This window comes from Nocardiopsis sp. TNDT3 (genome assembly GCF_003427465.1).
In the GTDB taxonomy this organism is placed as follows: Bacteria; Actinomycetota; Actinomycetes; order Streptosporangiales; family Streptosporangiaceae; genus Nocardiopsis; species Nocardiopsis dassonvillei.
Genome location: NZ_QPFC01000102.1, coordinates 1 through 13,792, shown reverse-complemented (window position 1 = coordinate 13,792; position 13,792 = coordinate 1). Strand labels below are relative to the sequence as shown.

Sequence of the window (13,792 nt, the reverse complement as noted above, 5' to 3'; positions counted from 1 at the left end):
ACCGTGCTCGACGCCGTCTACCTCCTCGGCGCCCTCGCCGTGTTCGCGCTCGTGGGCGTGATCGGCCGGGGGGTCGAGAAGCTGTGATCGTCCTCGACCTCCTGGCCGCCGCGCTCGCGGTGGCCGCGATCGCCTACCTCGTGTGCGCCCTCATCAGACCGGAGCGGTTCTGATGACGGTGCTCCTCGCGGCCCTGCCCGTCGCCGCCCTCGCCCTGGTCCTGGCCCTGCTGTACCGCCCGGTGGGCGACTACACGGCCCGGGTCTTCACCTCGCCCAAGGACCTGCGGATCGAGCGCGGGTTCTACCGCCTGGTCGGCGTGGACCCCCGCTCCGAGCAGTCCTGGCCCGCCTACCTGCGCGCCGTGCTCGCCTTCTCGGCGGTGGGCCTGGTCCTGCTCTACCTGCTCCAGCGCCTCCAGCACGTCCTGCCCCACGCGCTGGGCCTGCCGCCGGTCCCCGAGGGGCTGGCCTTCAACACGGCCGCCTCGTTCGTGACCAACACCAACTGGCAGTCCTACTCGCCGGAGCTGACCCTGGGCTACACCGTCCAGTTCGCCGGGCTCGCCGTCCAGAACTTCGTGTCGGCGAGCACGGGGATCGCCGTCGCCGTCGCCCTCGTCCGGGGCTTCGCCCGCCGCCGCTCGGGCACGATCGGCAACTTCTGGGTGGACCTGACCCGCGGCACGCTGCGTCTCCTGCTCCCCGTCTCCCTGCTGGCCGCACTGGTGCTCGTCGCGGGCGGCGTGGTGCAGAACCTCAACGGCTTCACCGAGGCCACCACCCTCACCGGCGCCACCCAGACCGTCCCCGGCGGCCCGGTGGCCTCCCAGGAGGCCATCAAGATCCTGGGCACCAACGGCGGCGGGTTCTTCAACGCCAACTCGGCGCACCCCTTCGAGAACCCGGCGCCCTGGACCAGCCTGTTCCAGGTCCTGCTCATGGTGATCATCCCGTTCACCCTTCCGCGCGCCTTCGGGCGGATGGTGGACAGCCACCGGCAGGGCTACGCGATCCTCGCCGCCATGGCCGTCCTGTTCACCGCCTCCCTGACCGCGCTCACCCTCCTGGAGGCCCACGGCGCGGGCACGGCGCCCGAGGCGGCCGGGGGCGCCTGGGAGGGCAAGGAGCAGCGGTTCGGCGTGTACGCCTCCACCCTGTTCGGGTCGGCGAGCACGCTGACCTCGACCGGAGCGGTGAACTCGATGTTCGACTCCTACACCGCGCTGGGCGGCATGATGCCCATGGTCAACATGATGCTCGGCGAGGTCGCGCCGGGCGGTGTGGGCTCGGGCCTGTACGGGATGCTCGTGCTGGCCGTCCTGGCGGTGTTCGTCGGCGGCCTGCTGGTCGGGCGCACCCCCGAGTACCTGGGCAAGAAGCTCGGGCCGCGGGAGATCAAGCTCGCCAGCCTGTACATCCTGGTCACCCCGACCCTGGTGCTGGCCGGTACGGCGCTGAGCTTCGCCGTCCCCGCCGTGCGCGCCGACGTCGTGGCCACCTCCCTCCTCAACACCGGACCGCACGGGCTCTCGGAGGTGCTGTACGCGTTCACGTCGGCCTCCAACAACAACGGCTCCGCCTTCGCGGGGCTGACCGCCGACACCCCCTGGTTCAACACCGCCCTGGGCGTGGCCATGCTGTTGGGCCGGTTCGTACCCGTCGTGTTCGTCCTGGCCCTGGCGGGCTCCCTCGCCGCCCAGGACAGGGTGTCCGCCACACCGGGGACCCTGCCCACCCACCGGCCGCAGTTCGTCGGCCTGCTCGTGGGCGTCACCGTCCTGGTGACCGCCCTGACCTACTTCCCCGTTCTCGCGCTGGGCCCCCTGGCGGAAGGACTGTGAGCACCGTGTCCCTGACAACGCACGCCCCCGACACCGACCGGCCGACCGGCGACGGTCCCGCCCCGAGGAACGCCCGGCGGGCCTTCGGCCCCCGCCAGCTCGCCGCGGCCCTGCCCGGCGCGCTGCGCAAGCTCGACCCCAGGTCGATGCGGCACAACCCCGTCATGTTCGTCGTCGAGGCGGGCGCGGCGCTCACCACCGTCCTGGCGGTCGCCGAGCCCTTCCTCGGCGGTCCCGAGCCCTCCGGCGGCTCCCCGGTCCCGGTCGGGTTCACCGCTGCCATCGCCGTCTGGCTGTGGCTGACGGTCCTGTTCGCGAACGTGGCCGAGTCGGTGGCCGAGGGGCGCGGCAAGGCCCAGGCCGACAGCCTGCGCCGCACGCGCACCAGCACCACGGCCAACCGGGTCCGCGCCTACGACCCCGCGGCCGACCCCTCCGCCGAGCACGCGGTGACGGACCCGGTCGCCTCCTCCGAGCTGGCCCCCGGCGACGTCGTGGTGGTCTCGGCCGGTGGACTCGTCCCCGGTGACGGCGACGTCGTCTGGGGCATCGCCTCGGTGGACGAGTCGGCGATCACCGGCGAGTCGGCCCCCGTGGTCCGCGAGTCCGGCGGCGACCGCAGCGCCGTGACCGGCGGCACCCGGGTGCTCTCGGACCGGATCGTGGTGCGCGTCACCTCCCGGCCGGGGGAGACCTTCGTGGACCGGATGATCTCCCTGGTCGAGGGCGCCTCGCGCCAGCGCACCCCCAACGAGATCGCGCTCAACATCCTGCTGGCGAGCCTGTCGGTCGTCTTCGTGGTCGTCGCGCTCACCCTGAGCCCGATCGCCGCCCACGTGGGCGCGCCGGTGAGCGTGCCCGTCCTGGTCGCCCTCCTGGTGTGCCTCGTCCCCACCACCATCGGCGCCCTGCTCTCGGCCGTGGGCATCGCCGGAATGGACCGGCTCGTGCGCCGCAACGTCCTGGCCGTGTCCGGCCGGGCCGTGGAGGCCGCCGGGGACGTGAGCACCCTGTTGCTCGACAAGACCGGCACCATCACCCACGGCAACCGCAGGGCGAGCGCGTTCCTGCCACTGGAGGGCATGCCCGAGGCGGACCTGGTCCGCGCCGCCGCCCTGTCCTCCCTGGCCGACCCCACGCCCGAGGGCACCTCCGTCGTGGAGCTGGCCGCCGCGCGGGGGGCCGACGTCGGCCCGGCGGCCCGGGGCGAGGTCGTGCCCTTCACCGCCCGGACGCGGATGAGCGGCCTGGACCTGCCCGACGGCACCCGCATCCGCAAGGGGGCCGCCTCGGCGGTCACCGCGTGGGTCGGTGAGGAGGGCCCGGTCGGCGCCGTGGTGCGCACCGACCTGGAGGCGCTGGTCGTCGACGTCTCGCAGGGCGGGGGCACCCCGCTGGCCGTCGCCGTGCGCGAACCCGGGGGAGGGGCCCGCGTCCTCGGGGTGGTCCACCTCAAGGACGCGGTCAAGGAGGGCATCGCCGAACGGTTCGCCGAACTCGGGGCGATGGGCATCCGCACCGTCATGGTCACCGGCGACAACCCGCTGACGGCCCGGGTGATCGCCGCCGAGGCCGGGGTGGACGACTTCCTCGCCGAGGCCACCCCCGAGGACAAGCTCGCCCTCATCCGCCGCGAGCAGGAGGGCGGCGCCCTCGTCGCGATGACCGGCGACGGCACCAACGACGCCCCGGCCCTGGCCCAGGCGGACGTGGGCGTGGCGATGAACACCGGCACCTCCGCCGCCAAGGAGGCCGGGAACATGGTCGACCTGGACTCGGACCCGACCAAGCTCATCGACGTCGTGCGGATCGGCAAGCAGCTGCTCATGACCCGCGGCGCCCTGACCACCTTCTCCATCGCCAACGACGTCGCCAAGTACTTCGCCGTCATCCCCGCGCTGTTCGCGGGCGCCTTCCCCGGCCTGGCCGCGCTCAACGTGATGGGGCTGGGTTCTCCGGCCTCGGCCGTCATGTCCGCGGTCGTGTTCAACGCGCTCGTCATCGTCGTCCTGATCCCGCTCGCCCTGCGCGGCGTGCGCCACCGGCCGCTGAGCGCGTCCCGCGTCCTGAGCCGCAACCTGCTCCTCTACGGCCTGGGCGGCGTGGTCGCCCCCTTCGCCGGCATCGCACTGATCGACCGCGTCGTCAGCCTCCTCCCCGGATTCTGACGCGCTCCCACGGGAGGCAACACCCACCATGAGCTCCACACGCGCCATCCTGCGCCAGTTCGGCGCCGCCCTCCGTGCGGTGCTGGTCCTGCCCCTCGTGCTCGGCCTGGCCTACCCGCTGGCCGCCACGCTCCTGGCCCAGACCCTCATGCCCGCCCGCGCCGACGGCTCGCTGCTGCGCGCGCCGGACAGGACGGTCGTGGGGTCCGCGCTGATCGGCCAGTCCTTCACCGGCTCCGACGGCCGTCCCCTGCCCGAGTGGTTCCAGTCCCGGCCCTCGGCCGCCGGGGACGGCCACGACGCCGGGGCCTCCGGCGGCAGCAACCTGGGCCCGGAGAACCCCGGGCTCGTCGCGGCGGTCGAGGAGCGCCGGGAGGCGGTCGCCGCCTTCGAGGGAGTGGATCCCGACCGCGTCCCAATGGACGCCCTGACCGCGTCCGCCTCGGGTCTGGACCCCCACATCAGCCCCGAGTACGCCCTGCTCCAGGTGCCGCGGGTGGCCGAGGCGCGCGGCCTGCCCGAGGGGGAGCTGCGGGCCCTGGTCGGGCGTAGTATCGAGGGCCGGGACCTGGGATTCCTCGGCGAGGAGAGGGTCAACGTCCTGGAGTTGAACATCGCGCTCGACCGGTGGGGAAGCTGATGAGGCGGGGACGGCTGCGGGTCTTCCTCGGGGCGGCCCCGGGAGTGGGCAAGACCCACACCATGCTGGAGGAGGGCAGGCGCCTGCGCGACGAGGGCCGCGACGTGGTGGTCGCCATCGTGGAGACCCACGGCCGCGAGGCCGTCGCCGCCCTGCTCGACGGGATGGAGACCGTCCCCCGCACGGCGGTCTCCCACCGGGGCGTGGGCCTGACGGAGATGGACCTGGACGCCGTCCTGGCCAGGCGGCCGCAGGTCGCCCTGGTCGACGAGTTCGCCCACACCAACGCCCCGGGCGCGCGCCACGGCAAGCGCTGGGAGGACGTGGCGCGGCTGTGCGCCGCGGGCGTGGACGTCATCACCACCGTCAACATCCAGCACATCGAGTCCCTCAACGACGTGGTCCAGCGCATCACCGGGGCGCCCCAGCGCGAGACCGTCCCGGACCGGGTGCTGCGCGCGGCCGACCAGATCGAGCTGGTCGACCTCGCGCCCCAGGCCCTGCGCGACCGGCTCGCGGCGGGCCGGGTCTACCCTGCCGAGCGCATCGACGCCGCCCTGTCGAACTACTTCCGCCTGGGCAACCTCACCGCGCTGCGCGAACTGGCCCTGCTCTGGCTGGCCGACGAGGTCGACAGCGCGCTGATGGACTACCGGGCCGAACACCGCATCGACAGCACCTGGGAGGCGCGCGAGCGCGTCGTGGTCGCCCTCACCGGCGGCCCCGAGGGGGAGACGCTGCTGCGCCGGGGCGCGCGCATCGCCGCCCGCTCGGGCAGCGGCGAACTCCTGGCCCTGCACGTCAGCGGCCAGGAGGGCCTGCGCGACGCCCGTCCCGAGGCTCTCGCCGCCCAGCGCGTCCTGACCGAGCGGCTGGGGGGCACCTTCCACCAGGTGGTCGGCGACGACATCCCCCGCTCGCTGGTGGAGTTCGCCCGCGCGGTCAACGCCACGCAGCTGGTCATCGGCATCAGCCGCCGCGGCCGCCTCCTCACCGCGCTCACCGGACCCGGGGTCGGCGCGACCGTCATCCGCGAGTCGGGCCCCATCGACGTGCACATGGTCAACCACGCCGCGGCCGCCAGGGGTCCGGCCCTGCCGCGCCTGGGCGGGGCGCTCAGCCTGCGGCGCCGCCTGGCCGGGTTCGCGCTCTCGCTCGTGGCGGGACCGCTCCTGACCTGGATGCTGGCGGCCGAGCGCAGCCCGGAGGCGCTGGTCGCGGACGTGCTGACCTACCAGCTGCTGGTGGTGGTCGTGGCGCTGGTCGGCGGCATCTGGCCCGCGCTCTACACCGCCGTGATGTCGGCCGTGACGCTGGACCTGCTGTTCATCGAACCGGTGCTGCAGATCAGGATCGACCACCCCGTCCACCTGGGCGCCCTGGTCCTGTACGCCCTCAACGCGGTCCTGGTCAGCTACGTCGTCGACCAGGCCGCGCGCCGCACCCGCGCCGCCCAGCGGGCCGGGGCCGAGTTCGAGCTGCTCGCCACCGTCGCGGGCAGCGTCCTGCGCGGCCAGGACGCCCTCAGGGCCCTGGTCGGCCGCACCCGCGAGGCCTTCGCCCTGGACGCGGTGCGGCTGCGCTCGGACGGTGCGGTCCTCAGCTCCGCGGGCGAGGCCCCGCCCGGTGCCGAACCCACGGTCGTGGCCGTGGGCGAGCGCGCCAGCCTCGAACTCCACGGCGCCGAGCTCGGCGCCTCCGAACGGCGGCTCCTGGAGGTGATCGCCACCCAGATCGACGCGGCCCTCGAACACCAGGACCTGCGCGCCACCGCCAGCGAGGTGGGCCCGCTCGCCGAGAACGACCAGGTCAGGAGCGCCCTGCTCTCCGCGGTCAGCCACGACCTGCGCCGTCCGCTGGCCGCCGTGACCACCGCGGTCAGCAGCCTGCGCCTGTCCGGGGTGGACTGGTCGCCCGGCGACCGCGACGAACTGCTCGCCACGGCCGAGGAGAGCCTGGCCACGCTCACCGCCCTGGTCACCGACCTGCTGGACGTCAGCAGGCTCCAGGCGGGCGTGCTGGCGGTCTCCGCCCACGACACCGACGTGGACGAGGTGATCCTGCCCGCGCTGGACGAGCTGGGCCTGGGCCCCGCCGACGTGGACCTGGAACTGGACCCCGACCTGCCCGCCGTGCGCGCCGACGCCGGGCTGCTCCAGCGGGCCATCGTCAACCTCCTGGCCAACGCCGTGCGCTTCTCCCCGCCGGGGCGCGGGGCCCGCGTGGCCACCAGCGCCTTCGGCGCCGCCGCCCAGATCCGGGTGATCGACCACGGCCCGGGCGTCTCCCCGGACCGCCTCGACCAGCTCTTCGTCCCCTTCCAGCGGCTGGGCGACACCGACAACACCACGGGCCTGGGCCTGGGGCTGGCGCTGTCCCGGGGGTTCGTGGAGGGGATGGGCGGGCGGCTCACCGCCGAGGACACCCCCGGCGGCGGGCTGACCATGGTCATCTCCCTGCCCCTGGCCGAGCGCCCCGACCCTGGGGAGGACGCGTGAGGATCCTCGTCGCCGACGACGACCCGCAGATCCTGCGCGCCCTCAGGGTGACCCTGCGCGCCCGCGGCTACGACATCGTGGTCGCCACCAACGGCGCCGACGCCCTCAACGCCGCCGTCGACCAGCGCCCGGACCTGTACGTGATCGACCTGGGCATGCCGCACCTGGACGGGGTGGAGGTCATCGAGGGGCTGCGCGGCTGGACCAGCGCCCCGATCCTCGTCGTCTCCGGGCGCACCGACTCCGTGGACAAGGTCCAGGCGCTCGACGCGGGCGCCGACGACTACGTCACCAAGCCCTTCGCCATCGACGAGTTCCTGGCGCGGGTGCGGGCCCTGACCCGCCGGGGCGCGGGCGGCGACGCCGAACCGCTCGTCAGGCTGGGGGAGCTGACCGTGGACCTGTCGGCCAGGACCGTGACCCGCGAGGGCGGTTCGGGCGCGGAGGGCGTGCGGCTGACCCCCACCGAGTGGCGCATCCTGGAGATCCTCATGCGCCACGCCGGGAAGCTCGTCACACGCCAGAGGCTGCTGGCGGACGTGTGGGGGTCCGAGCACGTCACCGACACCGGTTACCTGCGCCTGTACGTCTCCCAGCTGCGCAAGAAGCTCGAACCCGACCCCAAGGCGCCGCGGTTCCTCATCACCGAGCCCGGCATGGGGTACCGTTTCCAGCCCCCCGGATGACAAGCGCCGCATGCGTGGTTCATCGTTGTGTTGAGCGGCCGTGGACCCGGGGGGACCGGGCACCCGAGCCGAGGAGGCCGTGCCACGGGGCACGCCGCGGAAGAAGGAAGTGAGAACGATGGGTTTCGGGGCACGTGAGATCCTGATCCTCCTGGTCATCGCGCTACTGCTGTTCGGAGCCAAGAAGCTCCCGGACCTGGCGCGCTCCCTGGGCCGCAGCGCCCGCATCCTCAAGGCCGAGACCAAGGGCATGCACGACGACGCCGACGGCGCGCGGCCCGCCGAGCCGGAGCGGGCCGCCGCGCAGCCCCAGCCCCAGCAGCCGGTCGCGCAGCCGACGCTGGAGGGCAGGATCATGACCGCCGAGGAGTACGGCACCGCGCGGCCCCACACCGCCGGGAGCTGAGGCCGCCTCGCGGGCCCTTCCTTCGGGGATGCGCGGGGGCGTGATCCGGGATGACCGAAATCCGGGGCCTTCGGCGGGAGCGGCGGGGCGCCGCACGGGGCCGCCAGAAACCTGGTGGCCGGCTGGTGCGGCGGCGGGGCCGGTGTGGGTAGTGTGACCCATCAGGTACCCCGGCCGGGCCCGCGGTCCGGTTCGGGAAGCCCGTAGCCACACCGCCGTGCGCCGTTCCCGCCCCCGTGGCCGACGGGAGACGAGCGCACCGGGCACGGCGCGCTCCGGCGCACCCCGCGCCCCCGTTCCCGCTAGGACTCCCATGCCCCCACACATCGCCCTCCTGGTCAACCCCAACTCCGGGCGGCGCCGCGCGGCCGTCGTCGCGGTACGCCTCAAGGAGGCGCTGCGCGAGGCGGGAGCCAGAGTGCACGTCTACACCGGCCGCTCGGCCGCCGACAGCCGCCGCATGGCCCGCCTGGCCGCCTCCGACCGCCCCGACGCGCTCGTGGCCGTGGGCGGGGACGGGCTCGTCCACCAGGCCCTGCAGGCGGTGGTGGGCACCGGGGTCCCCCTGGCCGTGGTCCCCACCGGGACCGGCAACGACATCGCCCGCGCCTTCGGCCGCCCGAGAGGGTCGGCCAGGGACGTGGCCGAGGCGGTCCTGCGGGGGCGCACCCGCCCCGCGGACGCCGTGCGCCTGACCCTGGCCGACGGCACGCAGCGCTACTTCCTCAGCGTCCTGGCCTGCGGCTTCGACGCCCGGGTCAATGAGCGCGTCAACGGGTTCCGCCACCGGATCGGCCGCGCGGGGTACGTGGCCGGAATCCTGGCCGAGCTGCGCTCCTTCCACCCCATCGACTACGACATCGAGGTGGACGGGCGCCGCATCGCCGAACCCGGGATGCTCGTCGCGGTCGGCAACACCAGCGCCTACGGCGGCGGCATGCACGTGTGCCCCGACGCCGTCCCCGACGACGGCCTCCTCGACGTGGTCTTCGTCCGCCAGGCCCCGATCGGCCGCTTCCTGAGCGTGTTCCCCCGCGTCTTCAACGGCAGCCACACCGGCCTCGACGAGGTGGTGGTCGAACGCGGGCGCACCGTCACCATCCGCGGCGCGGCGGGCGTCGCCTACGCCGACGGTGAACGCGTCGGGGAACCGCCACTGGTCTGCGAGGTGACCCCCAAAGCGGTCGAGATGTTGGAGCTGACCTCATAGGCTGGAGGCCATATGAGTAGTCACGCTGAGCGGTACGCCGCCTTCCGTCGGCGCCAGGGGTCCTCCAGCGCCGCCATCGAGGCCTTCCAGGGCCTCTACGGGTTCGAGTTCGACCCCTTCCAGATCCGGGCCTGCAAGGCGCTGGAGAACGGCCACGGGGTGCTGGTGGCCGCGCCGACCGGCTCCGGCAAGACCGTGGTCGGCGAGTTCGCCGTACACCTGGCCCTGGGCGAGGGCACCAAGTGCTTCTACACCACGCCCATCAAGGCGCTGTCCAACCAGAAGTACAACGACCTCGTCAAGCGCTACGGCGCCGACCAGGTCGGCCTGCTCACCGGTGACAACAGCGTCAACGGCGAGGCGCCCGTGGTGGTCATGACCACCGAGGTGCTGCGCAACATGCTCTACGAGGGCTCGTCCACCCTCGGCGGACTGGCCTACGTGGTGATGGACGAGGTGCACTACCTCGCCGACCGCTTCCGCGGCGCGGTCTGGGAGGAGGTGATCATCCACCTGCCCGAGTCGGTGCGCATGGTCGCCCTCTCGGCCACCGTCAGCAACGCCGAGGAGTTCGGCGAGTGGCTCCAGCAGGTGCGCGGCGACACCACCGTCATCGTCGACGAGAAGCGGCCCGTGCCGCTGTGGCAGCACGTGATGGTCGGCAACCGCGTCCACGACCTGTTCGTGGACATGGAGGAGGACACCGGCCCCGGGTCCGGGGACGGGGAGGAGCGGGAGGGCTCCACCGGGCGCGCCAAGAAGCGCAGGCGTGAGCGCCGCCGCCAGGGCTGGCAGCCCCGCGAGATCGAGGTCGGCGGGCAGAAGCTGCGGATCAACCCCCGGCTGACCCGGTTCGCCGAGGAGGACTCGCGCATCACCCAGCTCGCCAACCGGCGCCGCCACCCGCAGTCGCGGGCCCGCGGCAACGTGCGGCCGCGCTCGCGGTTCGCGCCGCCCTCACGGCCCACCATCATCGAGGAGCTGGACGACGACGGCCTGCTGCCCGCGATCACCTTCATCTTCAGCCGGGCGGGGTGCGACGACGCCGTCCGCCAGTGCCTGGCGGCCGGGCTGGTGCTCACCACCCCGGAGGAGGCCGACGAGATCCGCGAGTACGCCGAGACGCGGTGCGCCGACATCCCGCCCGCCGACCTGGCCGTGCTCGGCTTCGAGCAGTGGCTGCGCGCCCTGGAGGCGGGTATCTCCTCCCACCACGCCGGGATGCTGCCCACCTTCAAGGAGATCGTCGAGCACCTGTTCTCGCGCGGCCTCATCCGCGCGGTGTTCGCCACCGAGACCCTTGCCCTGGGCATCAACATGCCCGCGCGCACGGTGGTCATCGAAAAACTCGACAAGTGGAACGGCGAGACCCACGCCCAGCTCACCCCCGGCGAGTACACGCAGCTCACCGGACGCGCCGGGCGGCGCGGCATCGACGTGGAGGGCCACGCGGTGGTCGTGTGGCAGGCCGGGACCGACCCCGAGTCGGTGGCCAGCCTCGCGGGCACCCGCACCTACCCCCTCAACTCCAGCTTCCAGCCCTCCTACAACATGGCGGTGAACCTGGTCGGCCAGGTCGGCCGTCAGCGCAGCCGCAACATGCTGGAGGCGTCCTTCGCCCAGTTCCAGGCCGACCGCGCCGTCGTGGGCCTGGTCAAACAGCTGCGCAAGAGCGAGGAGGCCCTGGAGGGCTACGCCCAGGCGGCCGAGTGCCACCTGGGCGACTTCATGGAGTACGCCGCGCTGCGCCGCGCCCTGAGCGACCGCGAGTCCATGCTCTCCAAGAACCGTTCGGCCCGGCGCCGCGACGAGGCCCTGGAGAGCCTGGAGAAGCTGCGCACCGGCGACATCATCCGCATCCCCTCGGGCCGCTACTCCGGACACGCGGTCGTGCTGGACCCGGGGCTGCGCCACGACCTGCCCGCGCCCCTGGTGCTCACCGTGGACAAGCAGGTCAAGCGGGTCAACGCCAGCGACTTCACCGTGCCGGTGCACCCCTCCGGGCGCATCCGCGTGCCCAAGTCGTTCTCGGCCAAGTCGCCGCGCTCGCGCCAGGACCTGGCCTCCACGCTGCGCAACAAGCTCAAGGAGCGCGGCACCGACCCCGTCTACGAGCGGGGCTCGCGCGACGCGGGGGAGGACTCCGAGGTGCTGCGCCTGCGCGGGGAGATGCGCCAGCACCCCTGCCACGGGTGCGCCGACCGCGAGGACCACGCCCGCTGGGCCGAACGCTACTTCCGCCTGCGCCGGGAGACCGACGGCCTGCGCCGCCGGGTGGAGGGGCGCTCGCACGTCATCTCCCGCACCTTCGACCGCGTGTGCGGGGTGCTGGACGACCTGGGGTACCTGGAGGAGGACAGCGTCTCCGACGACGGGTCGCGGCTGGCCAAGGTCTACTCCGAACTGGACCTGCTCGTGGCCGAGTGCCTGCGCCGCGGCCTGTGGAAGGGGCTGACCCCGGTCGAGCTGGCCGCCTGCGCCGCCTCGCTGGTCTACGAGGCGCGCCGGGGCGACGACGCCTACCCGCGTCTGCCCGGCGGGCGGGTGGACGAGACGCTCGCGGAGATGGTGCGCCTGTGGGGCGAGCTGTCCGAGGTCGAGTCCCGGCACCGGGTGTCGTTCCTGCGCCAGCCCGACCTGGGCTTCGTGTGGACGGCGCACCGGTGGGCGGGCGGCGACCGGCTGGACGCCATCCTGCGCCAGGCGGACATGCCCGCCGGTGACTTCGTGCGCACCGCCAAGATGCTGGTGGACATGCTCGGCCAGATCGCCGGGGCCAGCGGCGACGCCGAGGTGCGCACCACCGCGCGCAAGGCCGGTGACCTGGTGCGGCGCGGGGTGGTGGCCTACTCCTCGCTCACCTGACGCGCCGACCGGACCGTCGCCGGTGTGACCGGGGGTTCCGGCCTGCGGCGGCCTGGCCCCCCGGCGGCGCGACGGGCCGTCGGCGGCGCCCCCGGGAGCAGGGTCGTCCCGGCGGCCCCGTCCGGTCGCCGCTCCGGGCACGTCCGGGTCCGCTCCTCCCGAGCCCGAGTCCGAGTACGGGCCCGGGAGGGCCGTCAACGCGGGTCCGGCGGGGGGATCTCCCCGGACCCGCGCACGACGAGCGCGGTGGGCACCCGCTCCTCGCGGGGCGGGCCGTCGTCGCCCGCGATGCGCGCGAAGAGCCGCCGCACCGCCAGGGCGCCGATGCCCATCACGTCCTGGGCGATCACGGTCACCCGGGGCGTGAGCAGGTCGGCCATGGGGAAGTCGTCGAAGCCCACCACCGCGACGCGCTCGTGCAGGCCGCGTTCCTGGAGGGCCTGGATGGCGCCGATGGTCACCAGGTTCTGGGCGGTGAACAGGGCCGTGGGCGGGTGCGCGGAGTCCAGCAGCGCAACGGTCGCCCGCGCCGCCGCGGCGGAGCCGCCCAGGCCGCACACCACGCGCCCGGGGCGCTCGGGCAGGCCCCGCTCGTCCAGGGCGGTCCGGTAGCCGGCCAGGCGCTCGCCCGCCGTGCTGATCCCGCGATCGTGGCCCAGGAAGGCGATCTCGGTGTGCCCGTGGTCGGCCAGGTGCAGCACCGCCTCGCGGGCCCCCTCGGCGTTGGCGGCCATGACCGCGTCGGCGTCCAGGCCGCGCGGCGGGCGGTCGGCGAACACCACCGGGGTGCCGGTGCGGATCTCGCGGTGCAGGTAGGCGTGGTCGGGCGCGGCCGGGACCAGCAGGATGCCGTCCACCCGGTGCAGGGTGGCCGCCCGCACCAGCTCCAGTTCGCGCCGGGGGTCCTCGTCCAGGCTCCCGGACAGGACCAGGGTGCCGTGCTCGCGGGCCACGTTCTCCACCGCCCGGCTCAGCGTGGCGGAGAAGGGGTTGGCCACGTTCTCCAGCAGCAGGGCGATCTGGCGGGTGGCGCCGTCGGTGCGGCGCAGGCTGGAGGCGGCCAGGTTCGGCCGGAAGTCCAGCTGCGCGACGGCCCGCATGACGCGGTCGCGCAGCTCCTCGGAGACGGTGGAGACGTCGTTGACCACGCGCGAGACCGTCTTGACGCTCACCCCGGACAGGGCCGCGACGTCGCGCATGGTGGCCCGGCGCACCGGGTCCGCCGTGGGCCGACCGCCGTTGTGGTCCACCGCTACCAACCCCCTCGTCCCGACACCGTCCGCGGCCCCCCGGCACGGGGGCGGGGCGCCGCGCGCGGTGCCCCGCCCGGGGGCTCAGGGAGGTCCGGGCACGCGCGGTCCCATTGTGCCCCAGCGACCCCGGCCGGTGAGCGGGAACGCCGCAGACGCCTCCCCGTCGGCGAAGGGGAATCGGGGGCGCGTGGACGGAGGAAGGCGTCCGGGTGGCGCACGCCAC

10 protein-coding genes are annotated in these 13,792 nt (G+C 74.1%); 9 read left to right on the top strand and 1 reads right to left on the bottom strand.

Annotated features, from left to right (window positions below; translation table 11 throughout):
• The first annotated feature begins 83 nt into the window (after positions 1-83).
• From DQW06_RS02920 to DQW06_RS02880, 9 genes are all read left to right on the top strand, one after another.
• On the top strand, positions 84-173 hold the full coding sequence (locus tag DQW06_RS02920; protein ID WP_117197909.1) for a potassium-transporting ATPase subunit F: 90 nt from the start codon (positions 84-86) through the stop codon (positions 171-173).
• Positions 173-1,843, top strand: a complete 1,671-nt coding sequence (gene kdpA, locus DQW06_RS02915) for a potassium-transporting ATPase subunit KdpA (protein WP_117197908.1) — start codon at positions 173-175, stop codon at positions 1,841-1,843. The genes DQW06_RS02920 and kdpA overlap by 1 nt, the downstream gene beginning before the upstream one ends.
• Positions 1,840-4,011 (top strand): potassium-transporting ATPase subunit KdpB, encoded by a 2,172-nt coding sequence (gene kdpB, locus DQW06_RS02910; protein WP_117197907.1) that lies wholly within the window; start codon positions 1,840-1,842, stop codon positions 4,009-4,011. Before kdpA ends, kdpB begins: the two co-directional genes overlap by 4 nt.
• Before the next feature lie 28 nt (positions 4,012-4,039).
• Positions 4,040-4,651, top strand: coding sequence for a potassium-transporting ATPase subunit KdpC (gene kdpC, locus DQW06_RS02905; protein WP_117197906.1), 612 nt, complete (start codon positions 4,040-4,042; stop codon positions 4,649-4,651).
• The gene (locus DQW06_RS02900; RefSeq protein WP_117197905.1) at positions 4,651-7,149 is read left to right on the top strand and encodes an ATP-binding protein; all 2,499 of its coding nucleotides are present in this window, start codon (positions 4,651-4,653) and stop codon (positions 7,147-7,149) included. The genes kdpC and DQW06_RS02900 overlap by 1 nt, the downstream gene beginning before the upstream one ends.
• Positions 7,146-7,835 (top strand): response regulator, encoded by a 690-nt coding sequence (locus tag DQW06_RS02895; RefSeq protein ID WP_117197904.1) that lies wholly within the window; start codon positions 7,146-7,148, stop codon positions 7,833-7,835. Before DQW06_RS02900 ends, DQW06_RS02895 begins: the two co-directional genes overlap by 4 nt.
• Before the next feature lie 118 nt (positions 7,836-7,953).
• Positions 7,954-8,241: a Sec-independent protein translocase subunit TatA gene (gene tatA, locus DQW06_RS02890; protein ID WP_071621852.1), complete on the top strand. Its 288-nt coding sequence runs from the start codon at positions 7,954-7,956 to the stop codon at positions 8,239-8,241.
• A 313-nt stretch (positions 8,242-8,554) separates the two neighbouring features.
• Positions 8,555-9,451, top strand: a complete 897-nt coding sequence (locus DQW06_RS02885) for a diacylglycerol kinase family protein (RefSeq protein ID WP_013152553.1) — start codon at positions 8,555-8,557, stop codon at positions 9,449-9,451.
• Positions 9,452-9,463: 12 nt separating this feature from the next.
• Positions 9,464-12,316 (top strand): RNA helicase, encoded by a 2,853-nt coding sequence (locus DQW06_RS02880; RefSeq protein WP_013152554.1) that lies wholly within the window; start codon positions 9,464-9,466, stop codon positions 12,314-12,316.
• 194 nt (positions 12,317-12,510) lie between these two features.
• Here the strand turns inward: DQW06_RS02880 and DQW06_RS02875 are convergent, their stop codons facing one another.
• Positions 12,511-13,515: a LacI family DNA-binding transcriptional regulator gene (locus tag DQW06_RS02875; RefSeq protein WP_071623176.1), complete on the bottom strand. Its 1,005-nt coding sequence runs from the start codon at positions 13,513-13,515 to the stop codon at positions 12,511-12,513.
• Positions 13,516-13,792 lie beyond the last annotated feature (277 nt).

Coding starts and splice junctions, on each gene's coding strand:
- kdpA (WP_117197908.1), top strand. CDS start 173: ATGACGGTGCTCCTCGCGGCCCTGCCCGTCGCCGCCCTCGCCCTGGTC.
- kdpC (WP_117197906.1), top strand. CDS start 4,040: ATGAGCTCCACACGCGCCATCCTGCGCCAGTTCGGCGCCGCCCTCCGT.
- DQW06_RS02900 (WP_117197905.1), top strand. CDS start 4,651: ATGAGGCGGGGACGGCTGCGGGTCTTCCTCGGGGCGGCCCCGGGAGTG.
- tatA (WP_071621852.1), top strand. CDS start 7,954: ATGGGTTTCGGGGCACGTGAGATCCTGATCCTCCTGGTCATCGCGCTA.
- DQW06_RS02885 (WP_013152553.1), top strand. CDS start 8,555: ATGCCCCCACACATCGCCCTCCTGGTCAACCCCAACTCCGGGCGGCGC.
- DQW06_RS02880 (WP_013152554.1), top strand. CDS start 9,464: ATGAGTAGTCACGCTGAGCGGTACGCCGCCTTCCGTCGGCGCCAGGGG.
- DQW06_RS02875 (WP_071623176.1), bottom strand. CDS start 13,515: ATGCGCGACGTCGCGGCCCTGTCCGGGGTGAGCGTCAAGACGGTCTCG.